Origin of the sequence: Flagellimonas hadalis (assembly GCF_007785775.2) — a bacterium.
GTDB lineage: Bacteria > Bacteroidota > Bacteroidia > Flavobacteriales > Flavobacteriaceae > Flagellimonas > Flagellimonas hadalis.
Genome location: NZ_VNIK02000010.1, coordinates 92,105 through 112,146, shown reverse-complemented (window position 1 = coordinate 112,146; position 20,042 = coordinate 92,105). Strand labels below are relative to the sequence as shown.

The 20,042-nt window shown below is 42.7% G+C and carries 23 protein-coding genes; 2 read left to right on the top strand and 21 right to left on the bottom strand.

Features of this window, described 5'->3' with window-relative positions:
• Positions 1 to 402 precede the first annotated feature (402 nt).
• Entirely contained in the window at positions 403 to 618 is a 216-nt protein-coding gene (locus FOT42_RS18115; RefSeq protein WP_192938406.1) for a hypothetical protein, read from the top strand.
• A gap of 69 nt (positions 619 to 687) precedes the next feature.
• On the opposite strand, the gene FOT42_RS14055 is transcribed toward FOT42_RS18115, so the two are convergent.
• The 17 genes from FOT42_RS14055 to FOT42_RS13975 all read right to left on the bottom strand — a co-directional run bounded on the left by FOT42_RS14055 (position 688) and on the right by FOT42_RS13975 (position 16,144).
• Positions 688 to 1,149 carry a hemerythrin domain-containing protein gene (locus tag FOT42_RS14055; RefSeq protein WP_151891167.1) on the bottom strand — a complete coding sequence of 154 codons (462 nt, stop codon included), beginning with the start codon at positions 1,147 to 1,149 and terminating at the stop codon, positions 688 to 690.
• A 5-nt stretch (positions 1,150 to 1,154) separates the two neighbouring features.
• Complete coding sequence (gene ric / locus FOT42_RS14050; RefSeq protein ID WP_151891166.1) at positions 1,155 to 1,883, bottom strand: iron-sulfur cluster repair di-iron protein; 729 nt, start codon at positions 1,881 to 1,883, stop codon at positions 1,155 to 1,157.
• Positions 1,884 to 1,936: 53 nt separating this feature from the next.
• Positions 1,937 to 2,371 carry an RrF2 family transcriptional regulator gene (locus tag FOT42_RS14045; RefSeq protein WP_151891191.1) on the bottom strand — a complete coding sequence of 145 codons (435 nt, stop codon included), beginning with the start codon at positions 2,369 to 2,371 and terminating at the stop codon, positions 1,937 to 1,939.
• 104 nt (positions 2,372 to 2,475) lie between these two features.
• A complete protein-coding gene (locus FOT42_RS14040) occupies positions 2,476 to 3,702 on the bottom strand; it encodes a hypothetical protein (protein ID WP_151891165.1) in 1,227 nt (408 codons plus the stop codon).
• Positions 3,703 to 3,735: 33 nt separating this feature from the next.
• Complete coding sequence (locus tag FOT42_RS14035; protein WP_151891164.1) at positions 3,736 to 4,518, bottom strand: ABC transporter permease; 783 nt, start codon at positions 4,516 to 4,518, stop codon at positions 3,736 to 3,738.
• Positions 4,511 to 5,218 (bottom strand): ABC transporter ATP-binding protein, encoded by a 708-nt coding sequence (locus tag FOT42_RS14030; RefSeq protein WP_151891190.1) that lies wholly within the window; start codon positions 5,216 to 5,218, stop codon positions 4,511 to 4,513. The genes FOT42_RS14035 and FOT42_RS14030 overlap by 8 nt, the downstream gene beginning before the upstream one ends.
• Positions 5,218 to 6,417 (bottom strand): nitrous oxide reductase family maturation protein NosD, encoded by a 1,200-nt coding sequence (locus FOT42_RS14025; protein ID WP_192938405.1) that lies wholly within the window; start codon positions 6,415 to 6,417, stop codon positions 5,218 to 5,220. Before FOT42_RS14025 ends, FOT42_RS14030 begins: the two co-directional genes overlap by 1 nt.
• A 149-nt stretch (positions 6,418 to 6,566) precedes the next feature.
• Positions 6,567 to 7,034, bottom strand: coding sequence for a pyridoxamine 5'-phosphate oxidase family protein (locus FOT42_RS14020; protein ID WP_151891162.1), 468 nt, complete (start codon positions 7,032 to 7,034; stop codon positions 6,567 to 6,569).
• A gap of 2 nt (positions 7,035 to 7,036) precedes the next feature.
• Complete coding sequence (locus tag FOT42_RS14015; protein WP_151891161.1) at positions 7,037 to 7,471, bottom strand: nitrous oxide reductase accessory protein NosL; 435 nt, start codon at positions 7,469 to 7,471, stop codon at positions 7,037 to 7,039.
• Positions 7,471 to 8,094 carry a hypothetical protein gene (locus tag FOT42_RS14010; protein WP_151891160.1) on the bottom strand — a complete coding sequence of 208 codons (624 nt, stop codon included), beginning with the start codon at positions 8,092 to 8,094 and terminating at the stop codon, positions 7,471 to 7,473. Before FOT42_RS14010 ends, FOT42_RS14015 begins: the two co-directional genes overlap by 1 nt.
• A 127-nt stretch (positions 8,095 to 8,221) precedes the next feature.
• The gene (nosZ, locus tag FOT42_RS14005) at positions 8,222 to 10,129 is read right to left on the bottom strand and encodes a Sec-dependent nitrous-oxide reductase (protein WP_417938369.1); all 1,908 of its coding nucleotides are present in this window, start codon (positions 10,127 to 10,129) and stop codon (positions 8,222 to 8,224) included.
• Between the two features lie 78 nt (positions 10,130 to 10,207).
• Positions 10,208 to 10,789: a fasciclin domain-containing protein gene (locus tag FOT42_RS14000; protein WP_151891158.1), complete on the bottom strand. Its 582-nt coding sequence runs from the start codon at positions 10,787 to 10,789 to the stop codon at positions 10,208 to 10,210.
• Positions 10,790 to 10,794: 5 nt separating this feature from the next.
• A complete protein-coding gene (locus FOT42_RS13995; RefSeq protein WP_151891157.1) occupies positions 10,795 to 11,310 on the bottom strand; it encodes a c-type cytochrome in 516 nt (171 codons plus the stop codon).
• 251 nt (positions 11,311 to 11,561) lie between these two features.
• The gene (locus tag FOT42_RS13990) at positions 11,562 to 12,416 is read right to left on the bottom strand and encodes a hypothetical protein (protein ID WP_151891156.1); all 855 of its coding nucleotides are present in this window, start codon (positions 12,414 to 12,416) and stop codon (positions 11,562 to 11,564) included.
• Positions 12,417 to 12,441: 25 nt separating this feature from the next.
• Entirely contained in the window at positions 12,442 to 14,502 is a 2,061-nt protein-coding gene (locus FOT42_RS13985; protein ID WP_151891155.1) for a TonB-dependent receptor, read from the bottom strand.
• An 84-nt stretch (positions 14,503 to 14,586) separates the two neighbouring features.
• The gene (locus FOT42_RS13980; RefSeq protein ID WP_151891154.1) at positions 14,587 to 14,964 is read right to left on the bottom strand and encodes a hypothetical protein; all 378 of its coding nucleotides are present in this window, start codon (positions 14,962 to 14,964) and stop codon (positions 14,587 to 14,589) included.
• A gap of 295 nt (positions 14,965 to 15,259) precedes the next feature.
• Positions 15,260 to 16,144 carry a helix-turn-helix domain-containing protein gene (locus FOT42_RS13975; RefSeq protein WP_151891153.1) on the bottom strand — a complete coding sequence of 295 codons (885 nt, stop codon included), beginning with the start codon at positions 16,142 to 16,144 and terminating at the stop codon, positions 15,260 to 15,262.
• A 90-nt stretch (positions 16,145 to 16,234) separates the two neighbouring features.
• On the opposite strand from FOT42_RS13975, the gene FOT42_RS13970 reads away from it, so the two are divergent.
• Positions 16,235 to 16,582: a DUF983 domain-containing protein gene (locus FOT42_RS13970; RefSeq protein WP_151891152.1), complete on the top strand. Its 348-nt coding sequence runs from the start codon at positions 16,235 to 16,237 to the stop codon at positions 16,580 to 16,582.
• A gap of 423 nt (positions 16,583 to 17,005) precedes the next feature.
• Here FOT42_RS13970 and FOT42_RS13965 read toward each other — a convergent pair whose 3' ends face one another.
• The 4 genes from FOT42_RS13965 to FOT42_RS13950 all read right to left on the bottom strand — a co-directional run bounded on the left by FOT42_RS13965 (position 17,006) and on the right by FOT42_RS13950 (position 19,764).
• A complete protein-coding gene (locus FOT42_RS13965; RefSeq protein ID WP_151891151.1) occupies positions 17,006 to 17,458 on the bottom strand; it encodes a carboxymuconolactone decarboxylase family protein in 453 nt (150 codons plus the stop codon).
• Positions 17,459 to 17,526: 68 nt separating this feature from the next.
• Complete coding sequence (locus FOT42_RS13960; protein WP_151891150.1) at positions 17,527 to 18,102, bottom strand: Crp/Fnr family transcriptional regulator; 576 nt, start codon at positions 18,100 to 18,102, stop codon at positions 17,527 to 17,529.
• A 320-nt stretch (positions 18,103 to 18,422) separates the two neighbouring features.
• Positions 18,423 to 18,956, bottom strand: a complete 534-nt coding sequence (locus tag FOT42_RS13955; protein WP_151891149.1) for a dihydrofolate reductase family protein — start codon at positions 18,954 to 18,956, stop codon at positions 18,423 to 18,425.
• Between the two features lie 73 nt (positions 18,957 to 19,029).
• On the bottom strand, positions 19,030 to 19,764 hold the full coding sequence (locus tag FOT42_RS13950; protein ID WP_151891148.1) for a helix-turn-helix transcriptional regulator: 735 nt from the start codon (positions 19,762 to 19,764) through the stop codon (positions 19,030 to 19,032).
• Positions 19,765 to 20,042: the final 278 nt, after the last annotated feature.

Genomic DNA, 20,042 nt, shown 5'->3' with positions numbered 1-20,042 from the left:
ACAGATAGTATTATTTTAAACAGACTTGTAACGCCGTTGGGATTGACCATTCTCATTTTTCAATTGATCAATCGCTCCAGGAAGGATAGATCATTTGAGTTGGGCAAATGTGACAAAATGGAAGAATAGCAGTTTTGATAGTGCTGGTTTTCTCATAACATGGGGTTGGTTGGTTTGTGGTTTAAAATTAGCAAAATTACAGTGGATGGGCCGGATGGCGGAGGCCACTACAAACGGAAAATTTGAGCCATCCAATATTTGGTACCAGTGACTTGTAATTCAGATTTTTGTGTCTTGTTGGAGGGTGCTCAATTTTATCCGTCGATGGTGGTATACCATGTCCGGCGTTTCCACCCAAATGGGCGATATATGAATTTGTGATCTTAAAATAAATGGCTCAAAATGACCAAAGCGCTGAACAGGATACTGAATATCAAAATGTTAAAGGTAACCTTGACTTTGAGCTGGGCCAAAACCGCCCCGTTAAAGGCCATACAGAAAATGGTGACAAAGAAGAGCAAGATCATCTTTACTGCCATCTGCATTGAGCCCATCAAAAGTACCATGGCTGCTGCGGACCCAAGACAGCTCTGCCCGATTATTGCTATGGTTGAATAACCTAGTTGATCTTTTTTGAATTCGATGAGCAACCGGTTGTACAGACCTTTTATTATACTTGATTTGTAGTCAGTTCCAGAATGGGTCATGGGTATTGTCGTTGAATGTTTCATTGTTGTGGTGTTTTGCTATGGTGTCCATTTGCACTGCATTGGCCACTTGTTGGATTTGGTTGAACAGTTGTCGTTCCTCGAATCGAATGTGTTGTTCCAGTTCTTCCTCAATTTGCACCAAGGTTTTTATGCTATTGTCAGGTGAAGTGAACAATCTGACCAATCTTCTATGGTCTGCCAGTGCCTTTTTTACCTCTGGGTGGTCATTTCCGAGAATGGGGAAGATGTGACGCTCCTCAAATTCAAAATGGGGGACCAGATAAGTCTTGTAGAACCAGTCCACATAGGCTTTGATGCGTTCGACTGCTGTTTTTTTGGAAATCCCGGTCCGTATCTTCCAACAGAGGAGTAGGCCGTGATGGTGTTCACGACTTACTCCCTGAAGGGCTTGGTGTCGTTTGATAGGTGTACGGGCCATATCGTTTATGTGTTCAATGCTCTTTTTTCCAAGATCTCGGCCTTTGGAAACAGGATATTGTTCTCCAGGTGGATATGACGATGTAGGTCATCCTCAAATTCCTGGAGGAGCGAGAAGGCAACCCGATAGGTATTGCAGGCATCTGCTGGGGGTGTGTAGTCATTGCTCAACGTAGCAATTTTTCGGAACCGTTCCCCTTCATTGTCGTGTTCTTCCATCATCATTTGGATGGGATTCTTGACCGTGCCAAATTGGGGATGTCCCAATTCCTTTTCATCCTGTGCCGAACTAACCATTTTACGGATCCATGGGAACAGTACCAGCTCCTCCTTCTTCATATGCATGGCCAGTTCTCCTGCAGAAGCGGTGAAATGTTCAAAGATGCCAAACAGTTCGGGATGTTTGTTACCGTGCACATGACAAAGCTTGTTGAGGTACTGTTTTAAAATAGGAATTTGTTGTTCCACGTACCGGTGGTGTTTTTTTTCGATATAATCGATCAACAGGTCAAGGGGCCATGTCTTGAAATCAGGTTGGTCACCCTTATGGGTGTTCTGGACTATATCAAGTTCTTCGCGTAGGGTTTCCAGGTCCAGCCCCTTTTTTTTGACAACTTCCTGTAAGGTACGGTTGCCTTTGCAGCAAAAATCTATTTTGTGTGATTTGAATATCTGGGCGGTTCGATAGTCCTCTGCCACCATTTGTCCAATTGTTTTTTCCTTTGTGTCGTTCATGGTTTATGATTTTATTATTCGGACAAAAATGTCCTTTATTGATCTAAATTTTTTTATCGTTTCAAATAGGTCAAACCTACCTCTAGGCCCGTGGCAAGCTCATACAAGCTAGTGCTTTGTAACATTGTTCTTAAATCGGTGCGGATATCCACAAACTTATCGTGTAGGGGACATGGTCTATCGGCATTACATTCCTTAAGGCCCAATCCACAACCCACATAAATCTTATCGCCGTCAATGGCTTTGACAATTTTGCTCAATTTTACAGTGTCCATGGCCTCCCGATCAATTTCAAACCCTCCTGTGGGCCCCTTTACCGAATGGACAATATTGTTCCTTGTGAGTTGCTGCAGAATCTTTGCCGTGAAAGCGACAGGTGAATCTATTTCCTCAGCAATCTCGTTAACGCTGACACGTCTATTGTCCAAGGATTGCAGCGCAATATATACTGCTGCCCGAATGCCATATTCACAAGCTTTTGAAAACATCATTAGCAATTTAAATCCATACAAAGGTAAGGTTAAAATAAATAAGATAAAAATGTCCTTTATTATTTTTCTTGAATATTTTTGAAAAATATCCGGTCATGGTTTTACAAAGTTCGATCATGCAATTCTTGATTTTTGCTTAAGTTTTGGATCAATAAGATGAGCACACCAAAAAGGATCAAAAGGGAACAAATGGCCAAGAGCGACATATACCCACTAAAAACACCCCATTCTTGCCAGGCCGCTATGCCTTTATAAAAAATAAGGCATTCCGTAAGAAGAAAACCCAGAAAATAAAAGAGGTAGGATTTCCTCGACATCCGAAACAGCCCAAAATAATCCATAAAAAAGAACAGCCCAAAACTGATGACCCCCAAGAAGGTCAAATGCAGATAGCCAATGGTGAAATCAAGATATGTGGCGGCCATTTGGGCAAAATAGGGGAGAGCGGTGAGGAGCTGCAACAGCATTTTCAGACCAGTAAGGATAACAACCGTCCGTAGCAACACGTTTTGCAGCTTTGAAAGGTGCAATTGGATTATCTTTCCCTTGGCGAGTGTCCACAAGTATAGCAAGGCATAAAGTTGGGCAACGGCTCCTGATCCCCCAAGAAAGTAGAATGTTGCAGAAGGTTCCGTCCATAGCGTTGACAGAAAAAAGCTAAGGACTATTCCTATATTGATGGCCTGGAAAAAGCGAACAAAGCTTTTCTTTGGAAGTATAAGATCTCGTTGCTCCAAAACGAATAGAAGCAGTCCAATCAAGGCCAACACCATCCAGCCATTGTATTGGAAATGCAAATAAAAGTAGATGGCCAAGCGGTACCAAATGGATTGGGCTCCCAAAGTACTCATAATGGCTCCCAAGGCCCAAGGCCCCAAACTGGAGATGACCATATAGACCAAGGCCGCTTTTACACATTGTAGACTTCCTCTCTTTTTGTACTTGGAATCCACGTTTTTCCAGAAATGGTAGGTGTAAACATAGGATACGATCAGAAAAAGGGTGGAAAATAGAATTGAAAGGAGGGCATACCCTTGAAACGGGAAGGTGAGCAACATCCCGATCAAAGTGCCTTGTGTGCCCCAAAAGATATACTTGTACCTTTCATTGGATGTTGTCTTGTCAACAAAGCAATAATGGAGCAACGTGGTCAAGGCCACATACACCCATCCCAAGAGGGCAATGTGCGAATGGGCGTGGACCATATACCTATAGTTGAAGCCGAAGGAGAAAATAGGGAAGAAGCGGAGCAACAGTCCCAAGACGGCCGCAATGGCAAAATAGCCTATGGCAATGCCAAGATGTCGTCGATGAAGGTTGCCTTTCATGCTATTGCTTTTAAGCAAATTACCCATTCCCCATTAGAAATCCTTTCTTTTGGCTTTGTATCGCAAACCCAGTATGGGCAAAACTGTCCAAAGTAGTAGTATGGCCATCGAAACAACGAAGCCGAGATCCGTACCAAAGAACTTTTTGAAAATGGCGCCGGTATATCCCAAGAGGGCAGAGATGTCCAATTTGAGCAGTATCAGAATGCGGGAAAGATCGATCGGGTTCAGCGCAGTGGCCACCAAGGAAAAAGTGTCCAGGGGATATTCCTCGAAAACGATGAGGGACATCAGGAACAGTCCGTCATAGACCACAGCCAAGAAAAGCCATAACAATACGGCATAGCCAAATCCTTTGATCTTGTTTTCGTTGGAAATGGCAATCACAAAGGAAAGCCCCACAAAGATGAAGGTGAGGAATGCCCCGGTGACCAGTAACAACGTAAAGTCAAAAATGGCATTGCTCCTATATAGACCGTACAGAACAAAGGGAATCCCTAAGCCCAGTACTAAACTTAATGTCAGTGAACCTGCGACACCAAAATACTGGCCTAAGAAAATGGAACTTCTTTTGATGGGCTGTGCCAACAGCAGCTCGGTAAATTCCTTGGAATTATAATAGTACATCACCCCGAATATGGTCCCGATCAGGGGAATCAACACAATAATGACGTTCATTAAAGTGATCACCGCCTTGGAAACATCGTTGTTCAGAAACAACAAAACAAATCCCAGTGTCAGATAAAACAGAAAATACACATAGCTCCAGCGACTGCGTATCAGGTCGTAAAAACTGTATTTCAATATCTTAAGCATGGTTGTGGGTTGTTATGGCCGCAATGGCATGTTCAAAATCGGTTTGCTCGGTCTGCCCCAAAAGTTGTGCAATACTTCCCTTAAAATAAACTTCCCCTTCCAGTAGGTATACGATTTCATTGGCCATTTCCTCTACAAACTGCATGATGTGGGAGGTGATCAAAATGGTTTTTCCGCGGGCCCTCTCTTTTTGGATCAGCTCCTTTAGACGGATCAGTGCCTTGGGGTCCAATCCAGTGGTAGGCTCATCAAGAATGATCAAGGGACTGTCGAACATAAAAGTCAAAACGATGTTCACCTTTTGTTTGGTGCCTCCAGAGAGGGTGGACAGTTTTTTGTTCAGAAAGGGTTCCAGCCCGAATACCGTTATAAGCTCTTCTTCCGCTGCAGGACTGTTCCGGAGGTCTTTGATCATATGGATGAGTTCCTTGACCTTGATGTTGGGGGGAAAGTTGGCGATCTGAGGTAGGTAATCAATTTTTTTACGGTATTTCCATCCCTTTTTAATGGGTTCCCCCAAAACAGAAATCTGACCTTTATTGGGAATCACCATGCCTAGGATGCTCTTGATCAGGGTCGTTTTTCCTGAGCCATTGGGACCAAGTACGGCATAGATGAGCCCTTCCTCAATGGTAAGGTCCACCCCTTTCAATACTTGATTTTTACCAAATTTTTTATGCAGGTTGTTTATTTCAATGATCATGACCGTATTTTCATTAAGGGTTGGGCATCTTTTAGATTATCCGGCGTAAAGACAGGGGAGACCCGTTCAGAGAAATCGATGATGTCCATGAAGAGGCTTCGCAACAATACAATGGTTTCAGGTGTGCGGTTCACCACGTAGGAAAACAATTTCACCGGACGATAGGGTACATCCCCAAAACCATCCTTGTCCAGATCGTAACCGGTATAGCTGCTCCAAAAGTTGCCTTCAAATACATTATCGTTCAATTTGCTGTTATAGGAAATATCAAAGGAATTGTACATGAAATTGTTGCCCTTGAAACTATTGGTGTAACAAGCCCCGATCACTCGAATGGCCCAGCCGTTGTTGATAAAATCATTGTTGAGGTATTTGATCCGGTTCGATCCCTCGATATTGATGCCAATGGTATTTTCCTCAAAAGTGTTCCCACTAATTTCCGCATCGTTGATTTCCTTCAACAACATCCCATAGGCCGCGGTACCCCAGTTCTTTCGGAAAGTATTGTCTTTCATGGTGATGAACTTGGAGAACATGACCGCAACCCCGGCCCCATTGTTTTCAAAGGTGTTGTTGGAATAGATGTCATGGTTCGAAAACATGAAGTGAAGACCGTAACGAAGATTGTCCATGCTTACGTTATCGGTGATGGTGATCCGATCCGAGAATTCCAAATAGATGCCATCCCTAGTACCCTGTACATGGTTTTTGGCCACTTCAACATCCGATGAATACCACAATTGGATGCCGTTACCGGAATTGTATTCGTCCACGGCATTACCGATGATCCTGTTATGGTATACCTTGCCATGGGACGATTTTTCCAAATAGATGCCAAAGAACAACTGCTCCAACACCATGTTTTGGATCCGAAAGTTTTTGCTCTGTACAACCCTGATGGCGGCATTGTCCTTGGTATAACTGACCCCTACATTGATAAGGAAGAGCCCGTCCAGGGTAACGTTGTCCGAGGTGACCCTGAAAATTTCCCCTTTCCTTTCCCCATCCACAATCGGATAGCCTATGCCTTTGATGACCAAAGGTTTGTCCACCAATAGTTCAAATTCTTTGTAGGTGCCTTTTTTGATCAACAAGGTGTCGTGGGGAGCAGCACGTAAAATGGTTTCCTTGATGGAGCTGTTTTCACAGGTACCACAAACGGTCCAGATGTTCGCCGAACCTATTTGGAAGCCCATCAAAAAAGCAATTCCTATTATATTTTTTATATGTTGAAAACCTAATTTCATACGATAATACTGCTTGGTGCACTAAATTCCATCAATAAAACCACGACCAAAAATGTGGTGGTCCCGATGATATGGCAAACTCTTTGGTTCCATCTAATTCAGGTGAAATTCTCCACTGACTTTCCTGTTATTTTGGTGACTGCAATTCGATATACCACAGGCATTTCCGCTTCTTGCAACCTACCGGAAAAATGACTTAAAAAATGGGGGCGTTCCGCATTTTTATGGTCTATGGTTCGCTCCACGCCTTCCGCAAATCGTTTCAAACATTCTTTGGCGCGGTCACCTGCGAGCTCTTGATAAGTGCCATGTACCTGTACAGATTGCCAATGACGAAACGACTCTATACGGTCAACCTGGAAAGAGACTTTGTTGCACTTTCTCAGGGCGTTTATCCGATGCCCATTGGATGCAAAACATAAAATGCACCCCTGGTCCGCATCAAAAAAATAGGTCGAAGGCACCACATGGGGTTCATGGTCGGCAATGTAGGCCAGGCGCCCCACATAGTTGTCTGTCAAGAGTGCGTTACATTTGATCGGTTCCAAATCTATGATCATGCCCATAGTTAAAATTTAAATCGTTTTTTCATTGCTACCCATGTGAAAAGTTCACCATCTTGCTTCTCCATGGTTTTCACGGCCGCTCCTTCCTGGGCAAATGCACTAAGATATTCGCCCATGGGACTGGGGATGTTCCCACTGATCAAATAGGTGGCCATGGTGGCATCGACCAGCTCGCCAGGTTGTTCAAAATCATTGACCAAAAATAGGGCGATGGTAGCTTCGTTTTCATCCTTTAAATGGTTCATCATGCACTCAATGGCATCAAAATTATAGACCTTGCCTTTTTCTGTAACCAATTGGGCGGCATGTTGTTTGTCCACAATGGTCATGCTGCAATAGTGGCAGCCCACGTGGCCATAATCAATGGGTTTAGGGCCTACGGAGCAGCCGATGGCCACACAAAGAACAACAAATAGGAGTATTGTAAACTGTTTCATTATGCTGGGGATTTTAGTTTTTTTAAATTTTTCCAACCCAGAAAACCAGCGATCAAGGTGAGTGTCATGCCCACAAACATGAGCCAAGCTCCCAAGGCCGGTAACGAGGTGACATCAAAGTTCAGCATTTTTACATGGCCCAATAAGGGTGGTTTATAGGTCATTGGCGTACCATCGGGGTTGGTCAATTTCATAATGGCATTCGGGTCCAGGTCGGTACCATAGTCCACTAACCACTCATTGAAATCGTACATGCCCAATATCCCCATGATGGACATGAGGAAAAACCAACCCAAAAACCATTTATAACTTACTTTGTTGAAGTATCCCAACAATCCAATGAGCACACCAAGCGCAACCATAATCCCAATAATGGTAGGGAAAGTGCCAAATTCCCACATGTCTTCCGCCTTGGGGAGCGTGTGCATCCCAATATAGTGGTTCAGGCCATCAATGTTTTGGATATCAAATTCGTTGACCCCTTTAAGACCATTGATGTGGATGTTCAGGCCCAAAGGGTCTGGATACTGTGGTGCTCCCAACATGATCTTCCAAAGTGGAAAAACGTACAATCCCAATAAGAATAATGGACCGAGACTCATGAGTATACTGGCCTTTTTCATTTTTATGGATTTTCTGTGTTATAAATTGAATATGGCTTTTGGCGGATGGTTGTTTTTGGAATGGGATGAAAAGCGGGCCGGACCAGTTTGGACGGCCCGCTTTGTGGAATGGTCCCTCACCCTACATTTATTCTCCCAAAGACCATTTCAGTTCCACATTGGAATTGGCAGGGGAAACCCTAACATAGCCTTGCATTTCTTGGTGCAAAGCAGAGCAGAAATCAGTACAGTAGAAAGGCCATACACCAACTTGCTTCGGTTCCCAGACCGATGTCTTGGTCTGTCCGGGCATGATCAGCAGCTCGGAGGAGTTCTGTCCTATCATCGCAAAACCGTGGGGAACATCAAAATCCTGCTCATGGTTGGTGATGTGGAAATACACCTTGTCTCCCACTTTGATGCCCTCGATATTGTCGGGGGTAAAGTGGCTTCGGATGGTGGACATGTACACATGGACCTCATTGCCTTCCCGTACCACTTTGGAACCAGTGGGCGAGGTTACGGCATAGGGGTGCTTGTTCTCATCCAAGCGATAGATTTTCTTTGATTTTGGTGCCAATAGCTCGGCAGGGCAACCGGCTGCATAGTGGGGCTCACCATGGGTCGGGAAATCATAGATCAGTTCCATTTTCTCACCGGAGATGTCATAGATCTGTGCCGAGTGCTCCATTTCTGGACCGGTGGGCAGATATCTGTCCTTGGTGATCTTGTTCATGGCCACCACATATTTGCCAAAAGGTTTTCTGGAGTTGCCCCCGGGAATCATCAAGTGTCCCACGGAGTAATAGGTCGGTTTTCTGTCGATGACCTCCCAAGTGCCCAATTGCCATTTCACGACTTCGGAAGAGATAAAAAAGGTGGTGTATGCATTTCCTTTACCGTCAAACTCGGTATGAAGGGGACCAAGGCCACCACTTTTTACCTGTCCGGCCAATACATCCTCAAATTTAAGAATGGGAATGCCGTAGGCTTCACCATCAAATTTTTCACCTTCAATGGCGGCAATCATTTTATCAAAGGAGTGGACGGTCAGGTCTGCAGATAGTTTACCGTTACCGATAATGTATTGTCCAGTAGGGTCCACATCACATCCGTGTGGTGATTTGGGCGTTGGTAAGAAATAGACGGCACCGGGAACCTTTAGAGGGTCAACGGTAAGCACCTCTTTTTTCATGGTGGTGGTTGCCATATGGGTACTTTCATCATACACATTGTGGGCATAATTGGTGGGCATTTTGGTGCCACCGCCATTGTTTACGTATTCCTCGATTTTCTTCCAGTTGACCGCAGCGATAAAATCCTTGTCATTTTGTGAGGCATTCACCTCTTGTAGGGTATGGGCCTCCTCTGTGTTATAGGTGGTAAAGAAGAACCATCCGTGTGATTTTCCCCTACCAGGGTGGGAAAGGTCATAGTTGAAACCGGGCATCAACAACTGGAATTTTAAATCAAGATGACCATGTTCTGGATCCACACTGATAAAGGATAGGGATCCCTTAAAATTGCTCTTGTATTCATTGATGGGCATATCCCTTTGTGGGATAGGGACTGAGAATCGGGTACCTGCCACCACATATTCGGTGTTTTCTGTAATAAAAGAGGAACTGTGGTTGCCGGCGCTATTGGGTACTTCGATGATTTCCTCGGTTTCAAAGGTGCTCAAATTGATGCGAGCTATCCTTGGGGTATTGTTGCCGTTAATGAATATCCAACGTCCATCCAATTCCCCATTGGTCTGGGAAATATCAGGGTGGTGGGCATCGTCCCAAGGTACAAATCCATGGGAAGTATTCAGCATGGGCTTGGTTTCCTCGGAATAACCATACCCTGAGGTTGGGAACTGGGAGAACACTGGGATCTCTTTGAACATCCTGCCAGAGGGCAACCCATAGACGGTAAGATTTCCGCTATATCCTCCCGATAGAAAGGCATAAAATTCATCTTGTTCCCCTGGGGCAACATATACTTTTTCGGCGGCACTGGACGACAGGGCCCCGTTCGAACTTTGGTTTTGTTGACCACAGGAGACCAGCATCAATGCTGCTCCTATGGACATCATTAAATAATTATGGATTTTCATTGTATTAGGGTTTATTCGTTCCAATTGATTTTGTTATTGCGTAGGGGGTAGGATGACCTTGTCCACTACATGTACGATCCCGTTTCCTGCAGGTACACTGGCAATTATCCTGGCCCCACCTACAAAAACTTCATCCCCTTTGACTTCCACAGGAACATTTTGGTCATTGGCCTGTCCCAACTTTTTGAAGTTTTTCAAGAACTCCTTGGAATAGTTGCCAGGGGTCACATGATATTTGAGAATGTTGGCCAAGGCATCCTTGTTCTCAGGTTTCAGCAAATCTTCTACGGTGCCCTCAGGCAATGCATCGAAAGCGGCATTGGTAGGCGCAAAAACCATTAAGGGACCTGCATTGACCAAGGCATTTTCCAGTTCCGCTGCCTGTACCGCGGCCACCAAGGTGCTGTGGTCGGGTGACCCAATGGCGATCTGGAGTACATTGGGTGTTGAGGCATCATCTTCTATAAAGGCCTGCCCTTTGTTGTTTTCCAAAACTGCTTCAGAATCATTTTGATTGGAAGTTGTGGCTTCGTTCTGGGTTCTGTCCTTGCAACCCATGTTGAGTGCAAAGACAAGGAACAGCCCCATCATACTGAGTTTTGTGGTCGGTGTCATACGATTTATTGTAAGGTTCTAAAGTATTCGAGAATGGCTCGGGCCTGCTCTTCGGTCAATCCTTGATTGGACATGGGCGACCCGTTGAATTCTTGGAGCAGGTCTTTGGCCAAAGGATCTTGCTGGACCATTTCCTGGGGGTTCAAGATCATGTTCATCACCCATTCCGGGGTTCTTCGTTCCAACACGCCATTGGGGGCCGGGCCTATGAACTTTTTGCCGACCCTGTGGCAGGCCATGCACATCTGCTCATAGATTCCTTTTCCGGTTGCAGCCAATGCCTGGTCAACTTCAGGGGTGAGCGTGACCGATTTGACCGGACCCACACCCTTTGTGCTCATATCCACACGTTCGGATGCCTTTACTTCTGTGGAGGTGTTGGTTTCAACGGGCTGTTCCGTAGCAGCCTTTTTTCGTTGTACGCTAAAACCGTCCTCTTTTTTTTCTTCTTCTTTCTTGCCTCCACAACCCATCAGGATGAGGGCAAGGAGTAGGAGTATTCCTTTTATGGTTGTTTTCATGACCTAACTGGTTAAAAATTATGCCTCAAAAGTATGTAGTGGCCTCGATGCATAACATGATATAAATCATAAAAAGGATAAAAATATCCTTTAATCTTTTTAAAACAAAACAATGATGCTTGCCAATTCACAAAAAAAATCATTAAAGATGGTCACATGGTATTGACCTCAGATAAGGACCATAAGAAGGTAGGGCCATCCCGTTATGGATGGCCCTACCAAACAGACCGATAAAGTGTTCAAAACAGTTCTTAGAACTCAATTTCGAAGTACAAACTGCTGCTTTCGTTCCCTTCGGTAACCATTTCGCCTTTCAAAACATCTTCACTGGCATTGAGGAGCTGTAAATTGATTTTCCAATAACCGGTCATGGTCAAGGATAGTTTTCCAGAATAGGAACCAGAATCCGGGTCATAAGTCAGATTTTCATTATTGGGAGAACTGTGGTTGCCCATGCCCGGCATCCTAGGATCAATCGTAATGGTGTAGTCTTCCACAACGGGAAAACTCATCATGGATTCCATTTCAAAAAGTACGGCCGAAAAATCATTGATGGCCACCTTTGGGGCAAAGGGCAACATTGCCAGCACATAGCGTTTATCGTCGGTACCGGTAAATACGTTTACGGTCTTATTTCCATCGGTCGGAGCTTTGACCTCTATTCGTTTCGAGGTGGTATAGGTAGCACCTCCAAAACTGTACTCCAGGTTCAGTTCCCAATATTCGTCGGCGTTACTGGCCATCTGAAATACCAAATAGCCCTTATATACCGTCTCCTTTTCGGTAACGGTAATATCGGATTTTGGGCAGGAGTGGCTCATCCCGATCATATGCATCATGGGATTCCAGGTTATGCTCGCATTGGGAATATACGCACCAGTGGACAGGTCTTTGATCTGTACATATAGTTCATTATATCCAGTGGTCAGTCTTTCTTTTTCGGAATAGAGTTCCAACATATGGCCATTGGCCTCAAAACTGTTGGTCAGATGGTATGCTTCCAATGGGTTTTCGGTCACGGGCATTGGCCCTTCCGTATCATCGGAACAAGAGGTGGCTCCCATGGAGAGTGCAAATAGTATAATCAGTGTTTTTAGGGTCTTCATCGTTATAAATTTTTTGGGTGTGTTGTTAATTAATGGCATAGGATAGGGTCATGAAAAAGTTCCTGCCCATCCGAGGTATATTGTTCCAATCGGAATAGGTTGAATAATAGGTGTCAAACAAGTTTTCTATCCCTGTCTTGGCATGCAGATTGTTCCCACCAATGGAAAAGGTCTTGCCCAAGGATAATGACAATAGGGTATAGGCCGGTGTGCGGTCTTCCCCAAAATCGGGACTAAAATTGGTTTGGGCCATAGCACCCGATAGGGTCAATGCAGCTGAAAAGCCTCCCTTGGTATATTTCAATTGGGAACGATACGTAAAGGGACTGATAAAGGGCAGATTACGGCCATTGTGGTCGGTTCCCCTATGGTAGGAGATCAATCCACTCCAGTCCAGTCCCGAGGTGATCTGGCAGCCCATATCCAAAGACAGGTTATACAGATTGGCGTACTCCAAATTGGTATAGACTTTTATGCCATCGGCACCAATGGTCATCACGTCCAGTTCGGGATGGATCTCCCCAATGATATAGTTCCATGTATGAAAATGATTGCCTTCCATACTGACCGTAACATCTTTTAGCGGCAATGTAATTTTGATACTGGTCTCCAAGGCCTTTTCATTTTTCAGCTCTGGATGGCCTATGTAATCATGGTTATCAAAACTGTTGAACAGATAAAAACCAAAACCTTCCGAAACCGAAGGTGCACGATCACCGTAGGCAACGCCCCCATTGATATGCCATTTCTTGAACCTTTTGTGATAGTGTGCCGAAACACTTTTTAAGGCACGGGTTTGTCTTTGCTCCATATCAGGATAGAAAATCCGAAGGCTGTTCAATCCAAACTCATCGGCTATTTTGAAAGCTTGGAAGGCCAATCGGGTCGATAACTTTATCACATCTTCCCTGAGTGTTATCCTATCCTCCAAGTAGATGCCCGCATTCAAGGTTCGTACATCGGGCCAGGTCAGCATGAACATTTCCTGTTGGTTGGGGTCATTGGGGTACATGGTCATTTCCGCCAGGGAACGATTGTAATATCCATCGATTTTGCCAAAGAAGGTGTGGTGGTCCAATGACAATTTGGCCTGGGAGTATAACCCATACGTATCGCTCCAACCGGGCATATCCATCCGAATGGGTACGTTGGGTCTTTGGCTATCATCCATGATATGTGTAACCGTATTCGTATATATCTTGGTTTCCCAATTGGTAAGGCCTCCGATGAAATCAGATTGTTCCCAACTTAAGGATCCAATAAAGGCTCGTGCCAAGGATACATCCATGGGAAGTGCAGGATAGCCCACATCACGGGCCTCGTCAAAAATAAAACTCGCCTGTAATTTCTGATCTTCTGATATGTGGTACCCTGCATTGGCGGACAAATTGTATTTTTCATACTGGGAATAGGCAACTTCCTCACCACCACCTGCGGTATAGTTTTCCGCCTTTCGATAGATGATATCGGTATCCATATAGAATTTCCTGTCAGAATAATTGAGCTCTCCACCCATGATTTGGGCAATGTTGTTGGTCTCATAGCCTGTTTCCACAGCACCGGTCCACCCCAAGGGTTTAAAGTTGCTCTTTTCCAAACGCATGTCCAGTGCCCCTCCGATCATGTTTCCATGCTGGGCACCTTGTTGTCCGCTTTCCACGTGGACATCCGATAGGTTGGACACGTCCACATAGGAGGTTATGGGGTCCATTTTATCGGTACAGGCACCAAAGATCCGCATGCCGTCTATGGTGATGGACAAGCGCTCCGAGGTCATGTCGTTGAGCATGGGGTCCCAAGCATAGGCACCCCGTTTCAGCATGGATACTTTTTTGGAGGACTCCAGATATTGATCTAAAGTGGATAACGGCTTTGGCTGAGAGCTATGCTCAATACTCCTCTTATAGGACGAGATGACAATAACCTCCTTTAAATCTACAGTAAGAATGGAATCTATGATAGGGGAGGTGATAGGATCCTGGGCTTGTATGTTCTGCTGGTACAATAGGGTATGGCCCAGACATAGAATACATACAAGGAAATGTAAACGACCTAACCCGCCCCAAAATGAATATGTAAGTTTCATTAGTAAGGATTTTGAATCAGTTCAAAAAAAGTCGGGTACCTGTCCCAATAGCGTTAAAGTGTCGGACATGTACGGGGAAGTTGTTCAGACCGTTTCAGGGGGATGGGGAATATCGCAAATGAACAGTTGGGGACTGATTCCTTGATATAGAAAATAATTCTTGTCTGGGAACACCTGAAAAGGGTTGCCGAAATCAAAAACCAATAAAGATTGAAAGAAAACTAGGGGTTGGATCTCCGGTTTTGACCGCTGCTCCCCAAAAGGGTTCTTGTCTTGGTCCTTTTGTTGCTTTTCCAATTGCTTGGCGAGATAACATTTACCGTTGCAGTGCAATTGGGGCTTGTCCTTGTTCTCGCACAACACCTGTGTTATATATTCGTAATTGGCCACATATTCCATAATCGGCCAAAGGGGCTTGACCAACATAGTGAGTGTGACCAATAGGATAACAGTGTGTTTCATAGGGACAAAAGTAGGGGAGGTCCGTGGATTCGAACATGATAATTGTCATATAGAGGATAAACAAGTCCTTTATTCTTTTGTTTAGGACAGAGCCGGATGAAATCAATTCGTTCCCGACTCTTTGGAAGGCTGTATCTTGTTAGGTACTAGTATTATGACTAAGTTCAAGGAGAGATTGGAAGGGCTCTTGGACTTTTACAACAACAGGAGACACTACAAATCATTGGACTGCCTGATACCAGCAACCTTATATTTTGGACTGGACAAAAGATTTGGACCAAGTAAATCCAGTTAACTAGGAAATTGCCCCGGTATACTGATTTCTAAACTCCATTGGAGACATTCCTGTTTTTAACTTGAACAATTTGGAGAAGTAAGCGTAATCTGAAAATCCAAGGGTATAGGCAATTTGGGATAAGGGATCTGCTGTATGGACTATTAACCGCTGTGCCTCCAAAATCACCCTTTCAGAAATCAATTGTTGCGTAGTTTTATTAATGGTGTCACGAACAATCCTATTAAGATGTTTGGGGGTAATGTTCAATTGGTTGGCGTAAAATTTAGGGAATTTCTCCAGGTAAAAATGGATGTTTATCAAACCTTGCAACTGCTCGAGTAGTGCTGCATATTTGTATGAAACTAGTTGATGCATATCTATATTCGAGGAATAACTGCGTGCAAGTTCAATATAAATGGCGTTGATAAAGTTGGCAATTTTCATTTCCCTATAAGGTTCCGATCCTTGGTATTCCGATAATGATTCCTTGAAAAGCGCTTTGAGTTTCTTCAATGAAATTCCATGGACATGAAGTAGTGGTGGGTTCTGTAGTGAACTGTAAAATGGAAAAGAGGAAAGAGCGTGACCCGAAAAATTGAGTTCATAGAAAGATCTGGAGTGGAAAAATATAAAACCCTCAGGTTGTGATTTGAATTTCCAAAAATGACTCTGACCCGGTCTTAAAAAGAAGACAGCTCCCGGTCGGATCGCATAGGTACCAAAGTCTATTTCATGGGTTCCCTCTCCACTGGTAAATAAAACACATAGAAAAAAGTCATGGGTGTGTGGTGTGTTGATCAATTTATGGTTTAATACTACATGATCGGAGAAAGTATTAAAATACACTTGATTGATTAGTGTGTGGCTATGGAACTGGGTTAGCTTTAAATCTGGTATTCTCATAAAATGTCCTAAAAGTACAATTATTTGCGATTTGGTTTAAAGTATGGATTGACGATTGTATGTTAATTTTGTGATCAAATTGGAAACTATATGTCCATCTTGAGTAACATTGCAACATGTAAATGTCCAAACTGTAGGAAAAGTGCCATTTTCAACCCTTCAAAGGGATATCCTTTACGGATTCCTAGAATGTATGAAAGGTGTCAGAACTGTCATTATAAATTTGAGAGGGAGACAGGATTCTTCTTTGGCGCAATGTTCGTTAGCTATGCGCTGGCAGCTGCAGAAATGATATCAGTATTTGTTGTTTTTTGGTATTTTTTTGGTTTAAGGCCTCTTATGGTTTTTATTCTGGTCGCCATTATGGCTTCAATGTTGAGTACTTTTAATTTTAAGTGGTCCAGGACCATCTGGATATATTTGTTTTACAAGAGATAACTGTTACAGACAAGGACCGCTAGGATTTATGACCAATTAAAACTCAAGATTTATCTTTCTTGGCATTCTGTTGGGGTTTGATCTTTGTATTATTGGAAAAGTACGGGGAACATTCCCATCTTCTTTTTTATAAGGAGTACTGCCTCTAAAATTTTCCGGTAAGCTGGACCATATCGCTACACTCATTTTTCCACTAAAAGTTTTTTTGAAAAGGTGTCAGAAGTCACCGGACTGATTTCCCGCGCAGACTGAGGCTTTTTAAATGGTACACTCCTAGCATTCGTCTCTACTTTTTCGCCAAAAGTGGACAACCAGGGAACAATGGCAAAAATCTGTGACTACATCAACTAAAAGTGTACTATTTTGATAACAATATAAGAAAACCGCAAGTCATTAAACCTGCGATTTTCTTTACCAATTGTATTATGCAAGACTTTGTCCTATTAACAGGTGGGTGCTTCGTACGACCCTGTTCCACATGTTGATGGTAATGATTGCCGTAATAATATCCGCAATTTCCGTTTCACTAAAAAATTGTAAGGCATTGGTGTAGGTATCATCTTTCAATCCGTCTTGATGAATCAACGTTATCTCTTCAGTAATCGCCAATACAACTTTTTCTTCTTCTGTAAAGACTCCTTCGGCTTCCCTCCAGTCATTCAAAAGAAAGATACGTTGATTGGTTTCGCCATTTTTTATGGCGTCTTGGGTATGAATGTTGATACAATAGGCACAACCATTGATTTGCGAAGCTCGGATCTTTATAAGTTCTTTAGTTGAATTTGAAATGGAACACGTTGAAATATAGGTTTCCAAACCAATCATTGCTGTAAGGGCACTTGGAGCTACTTCTTTAATGTTGAATCGTTTTTGCATTGTATTTTTCTTTTAAAATTGTTCAATGCAAAATTTGAAAATGGGAAAACGGAAAAACTTAATATGGTTTAAGAAATGTGCCTCTTACGAATTTCACTTAAGTATTCGGGTGTAAACCCCAAATAGGAAGCGATTAAGTACTGGGGGACACGTTGCACAAATTCAGGATGATTCGTAACGGCCTGGATATAAAATTCTTCTTTCGAAAGCGAAAAAAGAAATTTGATGCGCTTTTGAGCCGCTGCAAAAGCACGCTGATATATATAACGGAAATAGCGTTCCATAACCGGAAATTTCTCCAATAACTTTTCCTGGTTCTCCTGTGTGATATACAGTATCAAAGATTTTTCTATGGCCTGAATATAAAATTCTGAAGGGATTTTACGTTCATACGCAAAGTTGTCGGTAATCCACCAGGTCTCTATGGCAAATTCGGTGGTTTGTTCGATGCCTTTTTCGTTGATGAAGAACTTTCGCAGTAGGCCGTTCAAGACGAAATAGTGGTGTCTGCAAATTTGACCCTCCTCTAAGAGGTTTTCTTTTTTGTCCACCTCCTTGGTGTCGAAGAATTTTATAATTTCTTCGAATTCATCGTCAGGGATTTGTGCAAATTTTGCTATATGTCCTTTGAAAATTTCGAGCATTGGGGCTTTGACATTATTGTTTTGATTTTGGAGGTTATGGCTTTCTATATTAAAGCTGGAATACTTGGATTTTATGCCATTTCCAGGCACCGAAACAAAGATAAAAGAAAAGAACTGAACTTAGGATTCAGTTCCTTAAGGCTATTTTAATAGAAATTAATGAGCTCTTTGTAATATTCATTATTCAGTATGACAATTATAGTTTGCGGCAACTTCTGATATGGAATTTTTTTTAAAGTAAGATTAATTTATAAAGTTTGACTTTGTTTTTCATCTTTTCCAAATGGGAAGGGCAATAATTTTTACTGTCTGCCTTTTGCTTATTTTCTCCGCTTATAATGCAATTGGGTCAATCCGGTGACAAAAGTTTTGACCTCGACAAATTCAAGTATTTGTTCAGGTCTTCCATCATCAAATAGTCTCGTGCCACTACCTAACAAAACAGGTATAATTGAAATTATGAACTCATCGATCAAATCGAGCTTCAATAACTCATTTATGATTTCTGCTCCACCGTCACAATAAATAGTTTTCCCTTCCTTGGATTTCAGTTCCTTCACTAATTCTGCTAAGTTGCCTGTATAAAAAATTGTTCTGCCGTTCTGAGGTCTTTCAGTCCGGGTGATGACATAAACATCCCGTTGTCCATTATCATAATGGCCAATGCCAATTTCTCCAATTACATAATCGTAGGTTCTTCTACCGATGATTATGGTATCGACCGTGTCCGTAAATTCCGTATAACCATAGTCCTCTCCTTCTTTTTCAACAAGTTTCAAGAAACCAAGGTCATCATTGGGCTTTGCAATGTAACCATCCAAACTTGTTGCAATGAAAAGTGATATTTTTCGCATTCTCTTTTGAATTTTAATGTTGCTACAAATTTACTTTTGGATAACCACCCGTACTTTGTAAAAATGCGACAAATTAAAGTTGTGATGGTGCAAGTCCTGTGTTTCTTTTGATTTCATTGGTAAGATGTGAATGATCGTAATAGCCACATTCAAAGGCAATCTCCAACAGACTACGTTTTTCCCCTGAATTTTTAATTAAGCTAAGAGCATATTGAAATCGAATAATGTTTGCATATTCCTTTGGGGACAGACCGATGAACTTTTTAAAATCACGTTCCAATTGTCTTACAGAAGTGAAATTTTGTTTTGACAGTTTGTTAATGGCAATTTGTCCGTTTGTTAAATGAATGTCACTGATAACGGATTGGAGTGGATTGCTTTTACTTTTTATTCTCCCTGAGTAAAAATGGTCGAAATAATTGAAGTGGGCTTCAAGCATTTTATCAATATTGAAGGATTTGGATTTTTCAAGTTCCACGGTATTATCGATCAATTCAATTTGTGGGGTGTACCTATAAAAATTTGCAAAAGCCCCTGGTTTTAAACACACTCCTACCAAGTGTGTATCGTGATCAATAAAGCTGTCCTTGAATGAGGTCATTGCACCGACCACATAAGTTTTTCCATACTCCAATGAAAGGGCACCATTATCTGTCAAACAACTATTGCCTAAATTCATAAATATCCCAGCACATCCGTCTGGAAAAACCCGTTCCCATAGTCCTTCTTGTTCGTTTCCCTTCAGTTCCCAATAGAAATGGATAAATGGTTCTAATTCCTTGTAGGGCTTTATTTTTGTATACTTCATTTATTGCTTTGGTAACTTTCTTTAAAATGACCAACAAATAGGCTATAAGAATATCAAATTCATTGATATTCTCAAAATGCAATAAATCAAATCCATTTGATTGTGTCTTATTGGGTGCGACCGCTGGGCGAGACCACTAAAACTGAAAATATGGTCCATCCTAGATTTGGGTTTGGAATATTGAAAGTCAATTTCTTACATTTTTATGGAGGGTACTCAATTTAATCTGGCGGTAGGGGTATAAATGTTCGGCGTTTCAAGCGGGAGAGCATCATCTT